Below are 17111 nucleotides of genomic sequence, written 5' to 3' on the forward strand. Positions count from 1 at the left end.
CGGAGCAGCTCAGAGGTCGTAGACGACCGTGACAGGCGCGTGGTCCGACCAGCGCTCCTCATGCGTCGCCGCACGCTCGACGTACCCCTTCACCGCCTTGGCGGCGAGCCCCGGCGTCGAGATCTCGTAGTCGATCCTCCAACCTGAATCGTTGTCGAAGGCCCGCCCCCGGTACGACCACCAGGAGTACGGCCCCTCGACCTCCGGATGCAGCGCCCGCACCACATCCACGAACCCGCCGTCAGCCGCGTCGAGCACCCGCCCGAGCCACTCCCGCTCCTCCGGCAGGAACCCGGAGTTCTTCTGGTTGGCACGCCAGTTCTTGAGGTCGGCGGGCTGGTGGGCGATGTTCCAGTCGCCGCAGACGACGACCTCGCGCCCGTCGGCGGCGGCCCGCTCGCGCAGGCCCTTGAGATAGAGGAGGAACTCACCCATGAAGCGGATCTTCTCGTCCTGCCGCTCGGTGCCCACCTCGCCGGAGGGCAGATACAGACTGGCGACAGTGACACCGGGCAGGTCGGCCTCGACGTACCGGCCGCTGCCGTCGAACTCGGCGGAGCCGAAGCCGATCCGGACGCGGTCGGGCTCGCGGCGGGTGTAGAGGGAGACGCCTGCGCGGCCCTTGGCGGCGGCGGGCGCGTGCGTGACGTACCAGCCCTCGGGCGCGCGGACCTCCTCCGGCAGCTGCTGCGGTTCGGCGCGCACCTCCTGGAGGCACAGCACGTCGGCGGAGGTTCCGGCGAGCCAGTCCACGAAGCCCTTCTTGGCGGCGGCGCGGAGTCCGTTCACATTCACAGAGGTCACAGTCAGCACGCGGGCACGATACCGGCAGAACGGAAACATCTGGCGACAGCGGCATGCATACATGTACCGTGTATGGAATGAATATCCGCCGGGTCTCCTTCGACCACCCCGACGCCGTGAAGCTCAACGACCAGGTCCAGGCCGAGTACGCCGACCGCTACGACGACGAGGGCGACGCCACCCACCTCGACCCGGCGATGTTCGACCCGCCGTCCGGTCTGTACCTGATCGCGTACGACGAGCAGGACCGCCCCGTCGCCACCGGCGGCTGGCGCGGCCGCGACAACGCGAACGACGAAGGTTATCTGACCGGCGACGCCGAGCTGAAGCGGATGTACGTCGTCGCGGAGGCGCGCGGACTCGGCCTGGCCCGCCGCATACTCGCCGCCCTGGAGGAGGACGCCCGCGCCGCCGGCCGCACCCGCATGGTCCTGGAGACGGGCGACAGACAGCCGGAGGCCATCGCCCTGTACACCTCCAGCGGCTACGAGCCCTCCGCGAAGTTCGGCTACTACCGCCACCACGAGGCGAGCCTCTGCTTCGCCAAGAGCCTGTAGGACCCGGTAAGGCGGCCAGGGCCCGGTAAGGGCCGGTTGCTCACGCCCGCAGAAACGCCAGTACCGCCAGCACCCGGCGATGCGTCTCGTCCGCCGGGGGCAGGTCCAGCTTGGTGAGAATGCCGCCGATGTGCTTGCCGACGGCCGCCTCTGAGACCACCAGCTCGCGGGCTATCGAGCCGTTGGACCGGCCCTCCGCCATCAGCGCCAGCACCTCACGCTCCCGTGGGGTCAGCCGCTCCAGCGGGTCACGCCGCCGACGCAGCAACTGCCGTACGACCTCGGGGTCGACGACCGTGCCGCCGTCCGCGACCCGTCGCAGCGCGTCGACGAACTCCTCGACCTGACCGACCCGGTCCTTGAGCAGATAACCGACGCCCGTGCCGTCGCCGGAGTCGAGCAGCTCGGCGGCGTAGGCCCGCTGGACGTACTGGCTGAGGACCAGCACGGGCAGCCCCGGCCGCGCCTCGCGGAGCTTCACCGCCGCTCGCAGCCCCTCGTCCTGGAAACCGGGCGGCATGCGTACGTCCGTCAGCACGATGTCCGGTTCCTGCTCGGCGACCGCCGTGAGCAGGGCCTCCGCGTCCCCGACGGCCGCCACCACCTCGTGGCCGACCCGGGTGAGTAGCCCGATCAGCCCCTCCCTCAGCAGCACGCTGTCCTCGGCGAGGACTATGCGGAGCGACGGGCGCGATCCGTCGACCGGCTCAACTCGCAAGGAACCTCCACCCGCAGCAACGTCGGTCCGCCCGGCGGGCTGGACAGGGAAAGTCTGCCATCGAGCACTGACACCCGGTCCGCGAGCCCGGTGAGCCCACTGCCGCCCCCGGCGTCCGCACCGCCCCGCCCGTCGTCCCGCACAGTGACGTACAGCCGTCCGTCACGGTGTCCCCCGCCGACCTCGGCCCGGCTCGCCCCGCTGTGCCGGTCGACGTTGGCGAGTGCCTCGCAGACCACGAAGTACGCGGCGGACTCCACCGCTCGGGGAAGTCGTCCGGGCACAACGAAGGTGACGTCCACCGGCACCGCCGTACGGTCGGCCGCGTCGGCCACCGCGGCCTGGAGCCCGTAGTCGGCGAGGACCTGGGGATGGATCCCGTGGATCAGCTCGCGCAACTCCGCCAGCGCCTTGCCCGCCTCCCCCTGCGCCCTGGCCAGTTGCTCGGCGAACGGCCCAGGCGGTGCGTCCAGCCGGGCCAGGCCGAGCGTCACCGACAGGGCGACCAGGCGCTGTTGGGCCCCGTCGTGCAGATCGCGTTCGATCCGCCGCCGTTCCGCCTCGAAGGCGTCCACCAACCGGACTCGGGAGCGCGTGAGTTCGACGACCCGCTGCCCCAACTCGACGTCCCTGGCGGCGATCAACAGCCGCGTCAGCCCGGCCCTCGCGCCGGCGGCGACACCGAGCAGATAGGCGCCCAGGGCCAGCAGAACCAGCCCGCCGAGCAAGCAGCCGAAGGCGGTCGGCCAGTCGGCGACCGTCCACTGCTTGAGCACCTTCACCTCCTGCCCGTCGCCACCGGTAGTCATCAGCAAGGGAGTTGCCACCAAGGACACCGGAACGAACAGCGCGGCTGCGACGACAAGAGCGTCCACGGGCCACAACAGGCCCCCGAACAGCAGCGTGTACCCGAACTCCCGCCAGGTCGCCCGCTCCCGCAGCCGGACTGCCAGCCAGGGCCGCAGACCGGGCACGACCGGCGCCCGGTGCGGATCGGGCACCGCTTCCGGATCGACAAGCCGCAGCCTGAGCCGCTCGACACGGGCCACGGGAAGCCCGGCCAGGGCGAGGGCGACGAGCAGCGGCAGGCCCACGAGCACGATGGCGAGCACCCCGCCGACCACCGCCAGGAGCACCACCGCCACCAGGACGAGGAAGCCGGTCACCACACCGCTGACGAGATAGCCGGCCGACCGCCAGGGCCACCACGACGACAGATAGCCCGGCCGGGTCATGGCCTGCCACACGTTCCTCGGATGCATGGGGATCACGGTAGGAGGCAGCCGCCCGCGAGGACCATCGGTCCAGCCGGCGAATCGAGGGTATGCCTGGCCCTACCCCAACTCTCGCCCCTGCCGCACTGCTTCGGCACACCGCGCACGGTTGCCTTGAGCCATGAACCTCGAGCCCATGAGCCTTGCCCCCACGAACAGCGACGCGATTCAACTCCACTCCGTCACCAGGAAGTTCGGCACCGGCGGAAAGGCCGGGAGTGCGGTGACAGCCCTCGACTCGATCACCCTCACCTTCCCCCGGGGCACCTTCACCGCCGTCATGGGCCCGTCCGGCTCGGGCAAGTCGACCCTGTTGCAGTGCGCGGCGGGGCTGGACCGTCCCACGTCCGGTTCGGTCACGCTGGACGGCACCGAGCTGACCGCCCTGAACGAACGGCAGTTGACCCTGCTGCGCCGCGACCGCGTCGGCTTCGTCTTCCAGTCCTTCAACCTGATCCCTTCCCTGACCGCCGAGCAGAACGTGGTGCTCCCGCTGCGCCTGGCCCGCCGCCGCCCCGCCAAGTCGCTGGTACGTCAGGCGCTGACGCAGGTCGGCCTCGCCGACCGGGGCCGCCACCGTCCAGCGGAACTCTCCGGCGGGCAGCAGCAACGGGTTTCCCTGGCCCGCGCGTTGATCACCCGCCCCGAGGTCCTGTTCGCCGACGAGCCGACCGGCGCCCTGGACTCCCGGTCGGGCCACGAGGTACTCCGGCTGCTGCGCTCGATGGTCGACACGGACGGCCGTACGGTCGTCATGGTCACGCACGACCCGGTGGCCGCGTCGTACGCGGACCGGGTGGTCCTCCTCGTCGACGGCAGGCTGCACGACGAGATGACAGCCCCGTCGGCACAGAGCGTCGCCGCCCGTATGACGACCCTGGAGTCCGCGCAGGCCACCCGCCCGGAGACCGACCGTCCGGAGACCGCCCCGTGCCGATGACGACGACCACCCTCCGTACCCGCTGGACGGCCTTCACCGGCAGCTTCGTCGCCCTCTCCCTCGGCGTCGCCCTGATCGCCGTCATGGGCCTGGCCCTGGCCGCCACCCTGGACGCCCCCACCCGCAGCCCCGAACGGTTCGCCGCCGCACCGCTGGTCGTACGAGGTGCGGACACCCTCCGCGTACAGACCCCGAACGGTCCCAAGACGCAGCAACTCGCCCACCCACGACCCGTACCACCGAAGATCGTCGCCCAACTGCGCGCTCTGGGAAGGGTCGTTGAGGACAGAACATTCGCCGTACGAGCCGACACGAGCACCGCCCCCGACGACCTGTTGGCCCACCCCTGGTCGACGGCTGCCTTCGCCCCGTACACACTCACCGAAGGCCGGCCCCCGAGAACCGCCGCGGAGGCGGTCGTGACCGGCGACTGGACGAACCCAGGCGACCGCGTGCCCACCGCCTACGGCACGGTACGAATCGTCGGCAGGGTCAGCCCCCCGGGCACCGCGCCCGGCTTCGAGAACGCCATGTTCCTCACGGACACCTGGGCCGCCGAACTCGCCCCGTACAGCACCCAGTTGGTTGTGGACACCGATGACGTGACAGCCGTACGGGAGGCAGTGCGCGGGGCTGACGGCGTCACGGTCCTCACCGGCGGCGCCCGACGCCTCGCGGACGCGGGCCCCGACCGGGACAGGGAGGCGCTCACCACTCTGAACGCCCTGTTCGGCACGGCGGGCGGGGTCACCGGCTTCGTGTCGGTGTTCGTCGTGGCGTCGACGTTCGCGTTCACGGTGGCCCAGCGGCAACGGGAGTTCGGCCTGCTGCGCACCGCCGGAGCGACTCCGGGACAGCTCCGCCGCATGGTCCTCGCGGAGGCCCTGACCGTCGGCGTCCTCGCCTCGGCCACCGGCTGTGTACTCGGCGCGTACGGCGCACCGCGTCTCGTCGGGTGGACGGTCGAGGCCGGTGTCGCACCGCCCTGGTTCGCGCTCGGCGACCAGGTGTGGCCGTACCATCTGGCGTTCTGGACAGGCCTGTTGGTGGCTCTGTGCGGTGTGGTGAGCGCGTCTTGGCGTGCGGGTCGCACCGCCCCGACGGAGGTGCTGCGAGAGGCCGCGCCGCACATCCGCCCCCTGCCCCGCACCCGCCTCCTGGCCGGCGCGGCCCTCCTGCTGACAGCCGTACTGACCCTCGCCGTCTCCCTGCTGACGGACCCAAGCGATCTGCTGCACCGCAAGACGTACACCAGCCGCCCCCTGTTCCTGATCACCGCGACCGCACTCCTCGCACCGGTGCTGGTCCGGCCCCTGATCGGCTTCCTCACCCGGCCGCTGGCCCGGCTCCCGGGCGCCACAGTGCTGCTGGCCCGCGAGAACACCACCGCGAACGTCCGCCGCACCGCCGCGATCGCGGCTCCCGTCCTGGTCACCGTCGCCCTCACGGGCTCCCTGCTGGGCGCCACCGCGACCCTCACCGGGGCGAGGGCGACCGAGCTGCGAAACGCGACGACAGCCGACCTCGTCGTCACCGCACCCCCCGGCGCGGCCTTCGACGCACAACTGGCGGCACGTCTGCGCACTCTGCCCGGGGTGGCCGAGGTCTCCGCGACCGCGCCGACAGCCGTGTACGTCCTGGAGGAGGGCGTGGCCCTCATCAAGTCCGAGGCCCGCACGGCCGATCCGGCACCGCTCGCCGCGACGGCCGACCTGCCGGTGACATCCGGCCGGGTGACCGACCTCGACGACGACTCGATCGTCGTCAACGAGGAGTGGGAACGGCACACGGTGGGCGACCAGGTGACGGTGTGGCTGGGCAACGGCACCAAACGGTCACTTCGGATCGCCGCGACACTGGCCACCGGCACGGGAGACAACGGCGCGTACGTCACTCCGGTCAACGCCCGGGAAGCCCGGCCGGACCGGCTGGACGTGACCCTGGCGGCCGACGCGAACACACCGTCGACGACAACGGACCTGCGCAGGGCCATCAGCAGAACCGGCGGACAACTGCTCACCAAGTCCCAATGGCTGAGGGCCAGTTCCCCACCCTCTGCCGCCAACCCCACAACCCGCGTTGGCCTCTTCCTAGTGCTCGGTATCGCCCTCGCCTACACGGGCATCTCCCTCGCCAACACCATGACCATGGCAACCTCCGACCGATCCCGCGAACTGGCCGCACTGCGACTGGCCGGCGCGACCCGCAGGCAGGTACTGGGAGTGGTCGGCGCGGAGGCTCTCCTGATGGTGACGGTGGGTGCGGTCCTCGGCCTCCTGGTCACCGCGCTGAACCTGCTGGGCATGTGGAGCGCGCTCCGCGTCCTGTCCGTACGCACCTCGCTCGAACTCCCGTGGCCAGCACTCGCCACGACGACAACGGCCTGCGCGGCCCTGGCCGTTGCCTCGGCCCTGGCTCCGGCGGCAGTGTCCCTGCGGCGAAGGCCGGTGGACCTGGCGGGAATCCGGGAATGACGACTCCGAACACGCAGAAGCCCCAACGACCGCTGGAAAGTCAAGCTGGAACTCAAGAACCCGCCGAGGCTTCAAGTTGTGCGTGACCTCTCATGGTTGAGGTTCCTCCGGGCCGGTCACACGGGGCGGCCGGACGGTGAACACCGCTCCGCTGCCGGGGGTGCTGCCGACGGTGACGGTTACACCGCCGCCCTCCCGCTGTCGGGGACCCGCTTCTCCCCCGACCTGAGCCTGTCCAGGACGGCGAGCCGGGCCAGCGGTTCACGGCCCACTTCACCATCGAGAGCGCGGCAGCCGGACAGAAACCCGCCAAGCTCGCCTTCGAGGTCCCGCATGCCGACGGCGCCACCTGGCAGCACGCCAAGACCACTGGCGGCACCCAGCTGACGCGAACCCTCGCAACCACTCTCGCCCGGGGCGGTGTTCGACCACCGCCCGGGCGAGTTCGTCCCACCGGCTCCCTACGCCACACAGGCCACCGTCTAATCGCCGTCGCCAACGGGACCAGGACCGGGGGTCTTGGCGAACCCTCCACCCCAGACCTGAAGGACCCCACCCAGCACGACGAGCCCCAGAGCCACTATGGAAAGAACCATCGCCGCGCCGGCGGAGAAGCCGAGGAGTTTGGGTCCTCCGTCCAAGACAAAGCCGCTGCCTACCGCTACCCAGCCCCAACCAGCTCTGGGCAACCGCGCGTACGCCGCGGTTCCCCGGCCGGTCAAGGTCAACACACCCAGCACTATGAGAAAGCAGCCGGACCCCAGCATGATCCACGCGGACATGGCATCCCTCCGCAGGAAGGCTACTTCACGGGCGGAACGGCTTTGGGAAGCGGCCTGGCAAGACGTTGACCTGCGAACCTTCAGCCCTCTGTCCGAGGTCCCGGCACCCGCCACATGTGCGGCTCGTCACTCACCGCACTCGACGTCCGCTGCGCAGGCCGGGCAAGCACCTTGGGAAGCAAGATCGGAAGTAGTCGCTGTACTTCGCTGCCGTACGACACCAAAGAGCCCCAGCCGGATCTCTCCGGCTGGGGCTCTGAGCTGCGGTGGACCTGTGGGGATTTGAACCCCAGACCCCCTCGATGCGAACGAGGTGCGCTACCAGACTGCGCCACAGGCCCTTGCAACGAGTGAAACTCTAGCATCCCGATCCGGGTGCTCGGAAATCCGTTCCGCGCCGGTCGGCCGAGGCCGCCGCACGCTCTCCCACCTGCCAGTTCCGTGCCAGTTCCGCTCACTACTCGTTTGCCGCGCGAGGCCGCTCGCCGTCCTCGTACTGGTCGAACAGCGGCGTACGGCCCCGCTCCCGGGCCCGCCGGGCGGAGGCCGCGCGGCGCGCGTCGGTGCGACCGTCGGAGTCCTCCAGGTCCTGCTCCGAGTCGGACTCCGGCCCCTCCGACAGGTCGGACTGCTCCGCGTCCGTCGCGTCCTCCGTCGTCGACGGCTCGTCCGCCGACGACTCCGACTCGCGGCCCACCGTGCTGGAGCGCGCCGAGCTCCAGGCGTCCGGTGCGCCGAGGTCCACGTCGGACGTGGCGCGGGGGGCGACCGGTGCTGTCACGTACGTCGGCAGCGGTACCGGGACCGGGTCCCAGCTGTCGCCGTGGCCGGGGCGGCGCTGGCGTTCGCGCTGCTGGTCGACCCACTCCGCGTGGTCGGTCTGTTCGACGAGCGCACGCCTGTCGGCGGCGAGCGCGGACAGCCCGGGGTCGGTCGCCGGCTCCGGGTGCTCGTCCTGCTCTTCGGCCCCGGGGTCGGTGGACGGCCGCCGCCGGGGCTGACGCTCACGCAGTCGCTGCGCGGCGAGCTCAGCCTGGCGCCGGTCCATCTGGTAGGTGAAACGGCGTCGTTCCTGCGTACGCAGATAGGAGATGTATCCGCTCAGCATGGCCGCCGGGACAGCGGGGGCCCAGAGGAGGGCGAGTCCGCCGACCGCCGCGACGATCGTGCCGAGCGTGAAGGCGAAGAACAGCATCACCGTCGTACGCCGTCGGCGCGCGAGCACCTTCGAGCGCCGGGCGCGCGCGGCGGCTTCCGCCGATGCGCTCGCGCTCCGCCGAGCCGCCGGCACGCGCGCACGCTCCCGTTCCCTGACCGGAGCCGGAGCGGACGCCTGTGCGTGCTGCTCCCGCTTCGGCGCCCTCGGCTGTTCGTGCGCCTGGGCCGGCGCCTGCTCCTGGTGCGCCTGTTCCTGCGCCTGTACCTGGACCTTCGCCCTGGGGCGGGCCGGGGGCGCGGCGAAGGCCCGGACGTCCACCGAGTCGGTGACACCGTCCGGGTCTCCGGCGCTGTGCTCCCCCTCGTCGGTGGAGCGCGCCCGCAGGTCCTTGGCGTACCGGCGCTCCATGCCCGCCCGTCCGGACAGGAGCCGGATGGCGGTGCTGAAGCGTTCCGTCGGACGAGCCTCGTTCAGCTCGTCCTGCCTACGGAGCCACATCGGCACCAAGTAGGCGGCCCAGGCCCCGACAATGACTGCGTAGATGAGGCCGCTGCTGCTCACGCCTCACACGGTAGAGGGGTTTGCGTGAGGCCATCTGCCAATTGAGCCGGTGTGTCGCACGATCTGGCTGATATTTCGAGCTTTTTTTGTGATCGATGCGATCAGCGGGTCATCGAGGGCGTGAATTTGGCGCCACAAGTCGATCGCCACTCGGTCGCCACTCAGTCGTCGGCCGATCATTTTCGAACACTTATTCAATTACGCTGGATTCCGTGGCGTGTTCCGGGAGCGTGCCCGCTGCCAGCGGCTCAGCAACCCTTCCGGTACCTCTTCCGCTGTCAGCGCGAACACGAGATGGTCGCGCCAGGCCCCGTCGATGTGGAGATAGCGGGGCCTGAGACCCTCGTCGCGGAATCCGAGTTTCTCCACGACCCGGCGGCTGGGCCCGTTCTCGGGGCGAATGCAGACCTCGACGCGGTGCAGTCCGACCGTACGGAAACAGTGGTCGACCGCCATTGCGACCGCCGTCGGCATGACGCCCCGGCCCGCCACCGCCTCGTCCACCCAGTAGCCGACGTGTCCCGAACACATCGAGCCCCACGTGATGCCGGCGACCGTCAACTGGCCGACCAGTTGCCCCTGGTACTCGATGGCGAAGGGCAGCATCCTGCCCGCGTTCGCCTCCGCTCGCAGATGGCGGATCATCTGACGGTAGGTCGGCCGGTGGGCGATCGGGCCGCTTGGCGTCGGCGGCGGGATCGTCGCCTCCCAGGGCCGCAGCCAGTCCCGGTTGCGCCGGTTGATCTCGCGCCAGACCCGCTGGTCGCGCAGCCTCACGGGCCGGAGGACGACATCGCCGTCCACCAGCTCGACCGGCCAGGACGGGCTGTTCAGCTCGCACCCCCACTGTTTCCGCCGGGTCTGGGGTGATCGCCGCCCCGGATCTGGTCGACGGCGTGTTTCAACAGGGGCTCCAGCACGGCCAGTCCGTCCTTCACCCCGCCGGTGGAACCCGGCAGATTGACGATCAGTGTCCCGGCCGCGACGCCGGCGAGTCCGCGCGACAGCGCCGACGTCGGTACCTTCTCGCGGCCGAACGCCCGGATGGCCTCGGCGATGCCGGGCACCTCGCGGTCGAGCAGCGCGCGGGTCGCCTCCGGGGTGCGGTCGGTGGGCGAGACGCCGGTGCCGCCGGTGGTGACGACGACGTCGTACCCGGCCTCGACAGCGGCCCGCAGCGCGTTCTCCACCGGCTCACCGTCGGGCACGACCCACGGTCCGTCGACGGCGAAGCCGAAACTCTCCAGCCCCGCCACGACCAGGGGGCCGCCCCTGTCCTCGTAGACGCCGGCTGCCGCGCGGTTGGACGCGGTGACGACCAGGGCGGAGTAGGGCGCGGCCAGCGCGTCCCCCGTCGGTGGCCCGACAGGCAGCATCTGCGTCATGACCTGCTCCAGGTGCCCGACTTCCCGCCCGTTTTCTCCTCCACCCGGACGTCCGTGATGACCGCCCCCTTGTCGACCGCCTTGACCATGTCGATCACGGTGAGCGCGGCGACCGAGACCGCCGTGAGGGCCTCCATCTCGACGCCCGTGCGGTCCGTCGTCTTCACGGTGGCCAGGATCTCGACGGCGTCGTCCGCGACCGACAGGTCCAGTTTCACGCCCGACACCGACAACGGGTGGCAGAGCGGGATGAGGTCCGGGGTCCGCTTGGCGCCCATGATGCCCGCGATCCGCGCGGTGGCCAGGGCGTCCCCCTTGGGGACCCCTTCCCCGCGCAGCAGTTCGATCACCCGCGGCGAGACAAGGACACGACCGCTGGCGCGGGCGGTGCGCGCGGTCACGTCCTTGGCGGATACGTCGACCATGCGGGCGGCGCCCGCCTCGTCGATGTGCGTCAGTCGGTCGTCCTGCGTGCTCATGTGCTGCGGCGCTCCCGGTCGGGCCTGTTGTGCGCGACACGGTACTCCCAACCGGCGCCCTTCAGCCGCCCCCGCCCGCCGGTCAGCCGAGCAGGACGACCTCTACCTCGGCGCCGGGCTCCACGGACTCCTGCTCCTCGGGTACGACGATCAGCGCGTCGGCGTGTGCGAGGGCCGCGATCAGGTGCGATCCGGCGCCGCCGACCGGCGTCACCCGGCCGTCCGCGTACGTGCCGCGCAGGAACTGGCGGCGCCCGGCCGGCGAGGTCAGCGCCTTGTCCGTCACCAGGACCGCCCTGGTCGTGGGCCGGTGGATGTCCGTCACGCCCATCAGGGCACGGATCGCGGGCCGCACGAACAGCTCGAAGGAGACGTACGACGACACCGGGTTGCCCGGCAGGGCGAGCAGCGGGGTGTGGTCGGGGCCGACGGTGCCGAAGCCCTGGGGCTTGCCGGGCTGCATGGCGAGCTTGCGGAAGTCGACACCGGCGCCGGGCTCGTCCTCGTCGGAGACATGCGCGAGGGCCTCCTTGACCACGTCGTACGCGCCCACGCTGACGCCTCCGGTGGTGACGACGAGGTCGGCGCGGACGAGCTGGTCCTCGATGGCGGAGCGGAGGGTCTCGGCGTCGTCGGCGACCGCGCCCACGCGGTAGGCGATCGCCCCGGCGTCCCGGGCGGCGGCGGTGAGGGCGAAGCTGTTGGAGTCGTAGATCTGGCCGTGGGCGAGCTTCTGGTCGGGCTGGATCAGCTCGCTGCCGGTCGACATGACGACCACGCGCGGGCGCGGGCGTACGCGTACGGTGCCGCGGCCGATCGCGGCGAGGAGGGCGATCTGCGGCGGGCCGAGGACGGTGCCCTCGGCGAGGGCGCGGTCGCCGGCCCGGACGTCGCTGCCCTGTGCGCGCACGTGCGCGCGTGCTGGTGCCGGGCGGTGCACGCGCACCTGGCCGTAGGCACCGTCGGGGTCGGTGCTGCGGGCGCGCATCCCGGTGACGGGGCCCTCACCGAGGCCGCCGTCGGTCCACTCCACGGGGACGACGGTCTCGGCGCCGGGCGGCAGCGGGGCGCCGGTCATGATGCGGGCGGCCTGGCCGGGGCCCACGTGGAGCAGTCCGTCCTGGCCGGCCGCGACATCCCCGATGACCGTCAGGGCGGCCGGGTACTCCTCGCTCGCGCCCGCGACATCGGCGACCCGGACCGCGTACCCGTCCATGGAGCTGTTGTCGAACGGCGGCAGGGAGATCTGCACCGTGACGTCCTCGACCAGGACGCAGCCCTGGGCGTCGAGGAGTTGCAGCTCGATGGGTTCGAGGGGGCGGACGGTCGCGAGGATGTCCTCCAGGTGCTCGTCCACCGACCACAGGTGGTCCTGGCCGGCGGTGCGGGGCGCGGCGCTGCTCAACGTTGCTACATCTCCTCGGCTACGTAACTGCGAAGCCAGGTCCGGAAGTCCGGGCCCAGGTCCTCACGTTCGCATGCGAGTCTGACAATGGCACGCAGGTAGTCGCCGCGGTCCCCGGTGTCATAGCGGCGGCCCTTGAAGACGACGCCGTGCACGGGGCCGCCGACCTTCTCGTCGTCGGCGAGTTGTTGGAGGGCGTCGGTGAGCTGGATCTCGCCGCCGCGGCCGGGCTCGGTCCGGCGGAGTACGCCGAAGATGTGGGGGTCGAGGACGTAGCGGCCGATGATCGCGTAGTTCGAGGGGGCGTCCGCGGCGTCCGGCTTCTCGACCAGGCCGGTGACCTTGACCACGTCGCCGTCGGCGGTGGTCTCGACGGCCGCGCAGCCGTACATGTGGATCTGTTCGGGGGCGACCTCCATGAGGGCGATCACGCTGCCGCCGTGCTGCTCCTGGACCTCGATCATGCGCTTGAGGAGGGGGTCGCGGGGGTCGATGAGGTCGTCGCCGAGGAGGACGGCGAAGGGCTCGTGGCCGACGTGCGGGGCCGCGCACAGGACCGCGTGGCCGAGGCCCTTGGGGTCGCCCTGGCGGACGTAGTGCATGGTCGCGAGGTCGCTGGACTCCTGGACCTTGGCGAGTCGCGCGGCGTCGCCCTTCTTCTGAAGGGCGGACTCCAGTTCGTAGTTGCGGTCGAAGTGGTCCTCGAGGGGGCGCTTGTTGCGTCCCGTGATCATGAGGACGTCGTCGAGGCCCGCGGACGCGGCCTCCTCGACCACGTACTGGATCGCCGGCTTGTCGACGACCGGCAGCATCTCCTTGGGAGTGGCCTTCGTGGCCGGCAGGAACCGGGTGCCGAGGCCTGCTGCGGGGATGACAGCCTTGCTGATCCTGGGGTGCGACTCAGTCATGGCGGCAACCTTATCCGCAGCCTTTGTGCTGATTCCGTGGCACCGATTAACCAATGCTCACATCTGCATATGAAGCACCTGAGAACACCGGACGCGATAGTGGGAGAGCGAGCCATGGGGGCAGAGCCCGACAAGCGAACGTTGCGACGGGACCTCCTCGCGGTGAGAAGCGGGTTGACGGCCGCCGACGTCGAGGCGGCGGGGGCCGCCCTGGCCTCCCGCGCGCTCGGTCTGCCCGAGCTCGCGCACGCGCGCACTGTGGCCGCGTACGTCTCCGTCGGCACCGAACCCGGCACCCGTGCGCTGCTCGACGCCCTCCACGCGCGCGGGGTACGGGTCCTGCTGCCGGTCCTCCTCCCGGACAACGACCTCGACTGGGGCACGTACGCCGGGGAGGGGTCCCTGGTGGAAGTGCGGCACGGCGGGCGGATGGCCCTCCTGGAACCGTCCGGAGACCGCCTCGGAGCGGACGCCGTGACGGGCGCGGACGCCGTCCTGCTGCCCGGCCTGGCCGTGGACGGCCTCGGCCTGCGCCTGGGGCGCGGCGGAGGCTCGTACGACCGCGTGCTGGCCCGGCTGGAGCGCTCGGGCGCCGATCCGGCCCTGGTGGTGCTGCTGTACGACTCCGAGGTCGTCCCCCGCGTCCCGGCCGAGCCGCACGACCGGCCGGTGCGCGCGGTGGTCACTCCGTCGGGAGTACGCCGTTTCGGCGCCCCCTCCTGAAGCGGAACGGCGCTGAACGGAAACGGCCCTCCACGCGCGCGTGGAGGGCCGTTTCCAGGACTTGGGGACTACCGCGTGCTCACGGTTTCAGCAGCAGCGTGTCGTTCGTGCTGTCGTCGACCGCCTTGTCCGTGAAGGACCAGTCCAGCAGTTCGCCCTCGACCCACTTGCCGGTCTGGTCGGTGTAGTGGTCGCTGAAGGCGTGCCCGGAGGCTCCCGTCAGGTTGATCCACTTCGACTTGTCGAGGTCGCCGAGGTTGACCACCATCCGCATCGACGGCACCCAGACGACGCCGTAGCCGCCGGCCGCGTTCCAGCCGGTCGCGTTGACCGTCGCCTCGCCACCGCCGAGGTTCCAGGGGCCGCGGTTGAGGATGTACTGCACGAAGCCGGGACCCTCGGTGCCCAGGGTCTGGTTCTTCAGGAACAGGCGGTGCAGCCGGCCCCAGCTCCAGGTGTCGATGTCCTTGCCGAGCTTGGCGGTCAGCTCCCAGCGGGCGTCCGACAGGGCCCGCCCGAAGAGCTGGTCGCGGTTGGTCGCGGCCTTCTCGGTGCGGGTGGCCGGCGTGGTCCACCAGTCGTTGTCCTGGTCGTTGATGAGCTTGCGGACCACCTCGAACCAGCGGTCGCCGCCGTCCGGCTGCGCCTGGTCCGCGTCCCGCTGGCCGCACTCGAGCACCCGCTGGTCCGCGTCGGCGGGGCTGGTGGTGTTCACCGGCTTGACGTACAGGCACTGGCCCTCGACCCGCACCTCCTTGGGCAGCTTGTTGCCGAAAGCGAGCTTCAGGATGTTGCGCCAGACCGAGTTGAAGTAGGCCGCCGCGGCCGAGTCCGCGTCCTGGGTGTAGTCCCAGCCCACGAGGAGCTTCTGCGCCTCACGGACGTACTTGTCCTTGACGTCGATCGCCAGCAGTTTGGGCACCAGCAGCTTGGCGATCTCGCTGCTGTTGTCCAGCTGCATCTGGCGCATGTCGTCCGTGGAGATCTTGCCGCCGCCCTTGATCTTCGAGGCGATCAGGTCGGCGATGCGCTGGCTGCGGGTGCCGTAGCCCCAGTCCCTGGTGAGCGTGTACGGGTACTTGGCCTGGTCGACGACGGCCTGGTTGGCGGTCACGATGTAGCCGCGCTTGGGGTCGAACTCGAAGGGCAGCTCGGCCTGCTTGAGGTAACCCGTCCAGCGGTACTTGGAGTCCCAGCCGGGGACCGGCAGCGAGCCGTCGTCGCCCGCCGCGCGCTTGGGGATGCGTCCCGGCAGCTGGTAGCCGATGTGGCCCGCGGTGTCCGCGTAGACGAGGTTCTGCGAGGGCACGTCGAAGGAGGCCGCGCCCGCGCGGAACTCGGTCCAGTTCGACGCCTTGTCGATCAGGAAGACGGCGTCCATGGAGGTGCCGGGGTCCAGCGCGGTCCAGCGCAGCGCGATGCCGTAGCCGTCACCGCGGTCGGGGGCCGCTGCGTCGACGGTGGCCTTCTGGCCGGCCTTGACGAGCTCGTCGTCGCGGTCGGACAGCAGGGGTCCGTTCTCGGTCTCGCGGACGACGATCTTCTTGGACGCGCCGCCGGCGACCTCGATGGTCTCTTCGCGCGTGGTGAACGGCTTCGTCTTCCCGTCGTACAGGTAGCCGTCGCCGGAGAGCTTCTCCAGGTAGAGGTCGGTGACGTCGGCGCCCGAGTTGGTCATGCCCCAGGCGATGTCGCCGTTGTGGCCGATGACCACACCGGGCATGCCCGCGAAGGTGTACCCGGAGACGTCGTACTGGCACTTGCTGGAGACGCTGCGGCAGTGCAGGCCCATCTGGTACCAGACGGACGGCAGCGACGGCGACAGGTGCGGGTCGTTGGCCAGCAGCGGCTTGCCGGTGATGGTGTGGGCGCCCGCGACGACCCAGGAGTTCGAGCCGATGCCGTTGCCGTTCACGCCGACGGCCGCCGGGACGTCGTCGAGGACCCGGTAGAGGCCCTCCAGCTGGCTCTGGAAGGCCGCGGAGTCGACGGTCGAGGTTCCGGACGTGCCCAAGGACGCGGACTCCGTGCTCGCGGCGCTGCCGCCCTGCACGTACGTCTGCGTCGCTGCGTCGTACTCGCCTTCCTGGACGATCGGCTTGTTCCGGCTGTACGGGTACTCGGGGTACAGGTCGGCGATCTGCTGCGGGCCGAGGCGGCTGGTCAGCAGGGACCGGTCGATCTCGTCCTGCATGTTGCCGCGCAGGTCCCAGGCCATCGCCTTCAGCCACGCGACCGAGTCGACCGGGGTCCACTCCTGCGGCTTGTAGTCGTTCTCGAACCCGAGGGCCGCGTACTCCAGGGAGATTTCCGCGCCGTCCTTGCCGTTCAGGTAGGCGTTGACTCCCTTGGCGTAGGCCTGGAGGTACTTCTTGGTGGCGGCCGACAGGGTCTTGTCGTACTCCTCCTTGGCCACCCGGTCCCAGCCCATGGTGCGCAGGAACTCGTCGTTCTCGACCTGCCCCTTGCCGAACATCTCGGAGAGCCGGCCCGACGTCATGTGCCGGCGTACGTCCATCTCGTAGAACCGGTCCTGCGCCTGGACGTAGCCCTGCGCCATGAACAGGTCCTCGTCGGAGGAGGCGTAGATCTGCGGGATGCCGTAGCTGTCGCGCCTGACGTCGACGGGACCCGACAGGCCCTCGAGCGAGATTGAGCCCTTGGTCTGTGGGAAGGAGGCCCGGACGGTACTGATGGACCAGTAGGCGCCGAAGGCGACGCCTCCGACGATGGCCAGAACCAGGACGATCACGAACAGTCGGGCTTTGCGCCCCTTCTTCCTGCCGGACTTGCCGGACTTGTGGCCGGAAGAGCTGGTGGTGGTGGGGGGCATCGCTGTCCTTGCTGTCCTAACGCGAGCGGCAGGCGGTACTGGAGTGCTGGAGCAACCATAGGCGCAGGGCCCGGCGCGACTTGACGCGGAGTCGGGTACGCGAACGAGC

The 17111-nt window shown here is 70.7% G+C and carries 15 protein-coding genes and 1 tRNA gene; 4 read left to right on the forward strand and 12 right to left on the reverse strand.

What is annotated here, in order from left to right:
- Positions 1 to 9: 9 nt before the first annotated feature.
- Complete coding sequence (locus G3I56_RS17295; RefSeq protein ID WP_164409867.1) at positions 10 to 813, reverse strand: exodeoxyribonuclease III; 804 nt, start codon at positions 811 to 813, stop codon at positions 10 to 12.
- A gap of 68 nt (positions 814 to 881) precedes the next feature.
- On the opposite strand from G3I56_RS17295, the gene G3I56_RS17300 reads away from it, so the two are divergent.
- A complete protein-coding gene (locus tag G3I56_RS17300; RefSeq protein WP_164409868.1) occupies positions 882 to 1361 on the forward strand; it encodes a GNAT family N-acetyltransferase in 480 nt (159 codons plus the stop codon).
- Positions 1362 to 1401: 40 nt separating this feature from the next.
- Here the strand turns inward: G3I56_RS17300 and G3I56_RS17305 are convergent, their stop codons facing one another.
- Positions 1402 to 2079 (reverse strand): response regulator transcription factor, encoded by a 678-nt coding sequence (locus tag G3I56_RS17305; protein WP_203690034.1) that lies wholly within the window; start codon positions 2077 to 2079, stop codon positions 1402 to 1404.
- On the reverse strand, positions 2034 to 3341 hold the full coding sequence (locus G3I56_RS17310; RefSeq protein ID WP_239134942.1) for a sensor histidine kinase: 1308 nt from the start codon (positions 3339 to 3341) through the stop codon (positions 2034 to 2036). The genes G3I56_RS17305 and G3I56_RS17310 overlap by 46 nt, the downstream gene beginning before the upstream one ends.
- Before the next feature lie 148 nt (positions 3342 to 3489).
- On the opposite strand from G3I56_RS17310, the gene G3I56_RS17315 reads away from it, so the two are divergent.
- Both G3I56_RS17315 and G3I56_RS17320 read left to right on the forward strand, forming a co-directional pair.
- Positions 3490 to 4293, forward strand: a complete 804-nt coding sequence (locus G3I56_RS17315; RefSeq protein WP_164409869.1) for an ABC transporter ATP-binding protein — start codon at positions 3490 to 3492, stop codon at positions 4291 to 4293.
- Positions 4290 to 6767 (forward strand): ABC transporter permease, encoded by a 2478-nt coding sequence (locus tag G3I56_RS17320; RefSeq protein ID WP_164409870.1) that lies wholly within the window; start codon positions 4290 to 4292, stop codon positions 6765 to 6767. Before G3I56_RS17315 ends, G3I56_RS17320 begins: the two co-directional genes overlap by 4 nt.
- Before the next feature lie 179 nt (positions 6768 to 6946).
- Here G3I56_RS17320 and G3I56_RS17325 read toward each other — a convergent pair whose 3' ends face one another.
- The 8 genes from G3I56_RS17325 to galU all read right to left on the reverse strand — a co-directional run bounded on the left by G3I56_RS17325 (position 6947) and on the right by galU (position 13446).
- Positions 6947 to 7102 carry a hypothetical protein gene (locus tag G3I56_RS17325; RefSeq protein WP_164409871.1) on the reverse strand — a complete coding sequence of 52 codons (156 nt, stop codon included), beginning with the start codon at positions 7100 to 7102 and terminating at the stop codon, positions 6947 to 6949.
- A 714-nt stretch (positions 7103 to 7816) separates the two neighbouring features.
- Positions 7817 to 7890 (reverse strand) — tRNA-Ala (locus G3I56_RS17330).
- Positions 7891 to 8006: 116 nt separating this feature from the next.
- Entirely contained in the window at positions 8007 to 9269 is a 1263-nt protein-coding gene (gene glpR, locus G3I56_RS17335; protein WP_164409872.1) for a gephyrin-like molybdotransferase receptor GlpR, read from the reverse strand.
- Positions 9270 to 9467: 198 nt separating this feature from the next.
- Complete coding sequence (locus G3I56_RS17340; RefSeq protein ID WP_164409873.1) at positions 9468 to 10073, reverse strand: GNAT family protein; 606 nt, start codon at positions 10071 to 10073, stop codon at positions 9468 to 9470.
- 26 nt (positions 10074 to 10099) lie between these two features.
- Complete coding sequence (locus tag G3I56_RS17345; protein WP_164409874.1) at positions 10100 to 10654, reverse strand: molybdenum cofactor synthesis domain-containing protein; 555 nt, start codon at positions 10652 to 10654, stop codon at positions 10100 to 10102.
- Entirely contained in the window at positions 10651 to 11133 is a 483-nt protein-coding gene (moaC, locus tag G3I56_RS17350; protein WP_164409875.1) for a cyclic pyranopterin monophosphate synthase MoaC, read from the reverse strand. Before moaC ends, G3I56_RS17345 begins: the two co-directional genes overlap by 4 nt.
- Positions 11134 to 11215: 82 nt before the next feature.
- Positions 11216 to 12538 carry a gephyrin-like molybdotransferase Glp gene (gene glp, locus G3I56_RS17355; RefSeq protein ID WP_164409876.1) on the reverse strand — a complete coding sequence of 441 codons (1323 nt, stop codon included), beginning with the start codon at positions 12536 to 12538 and terminating at the stop codon, positions 11216 to 11218.
- Positions 12539 to 12543: 5 nt separating this feature from the next.
- The gene (galU, locus tag G3I56_RS17360) at positions 12544 to 13446 is read right to left on the reverse strand and encodes a UTP--glucose-1-phosphate uridylyltransferase GalU (protein ID WP_164409877.1); all 903 of its coding nucleotides are present in this window, start codon (positions 13444 to 13446) and stop codon (positions 12544 to 12546) included.
- A gap of 114 nt (positions 13447 to 13560) precedes the next feature.
- On the opposite strand from galU, the gene G3I56_RS17365 reads away from it, so the two are divergent.
- The gene (locus G3I56_RS17365; RefSeq protein WP_164409878.1) at positions 13561 to 14169 is read left to right on the forward strand and encodes a 5-formyltetrahydrofolate cyclo-ligase; all 609 of its coding nucleotides are present in this window, start codon (positions 13561 to 13563) and stop codon (positions 14167 to 14169) included.
- A gap of 79 nt (positions 14170 to 14248) precedes the next feature.
- Here G3I56_RS17365 and G3I56_RS17370 read toward each other — a convergent pair whose 3' ends face one another.
- Positions 14249 to 17002: a penicillin acylase family protein gene (locus G3I56_RS17370; RefSeq protein ID WP_164409879.1), complete on the reverse strand. Its 2754-nt coding sequence runs from the start codon at positions 17000 to 17002 to the stop codon at positions 14249 to 14251.
- Positions 17003 to 17111 lie beyond the last annotated feature (109 nt).

It is taken from the genome of Streptomyces sp. SID12488 (assembly GCF_010548275.1).
Lineage (GTDB): Bacteria > Actinomycetota > Actinomycetes > Streptomycetales > Streptomycetaceae > Streptomyces.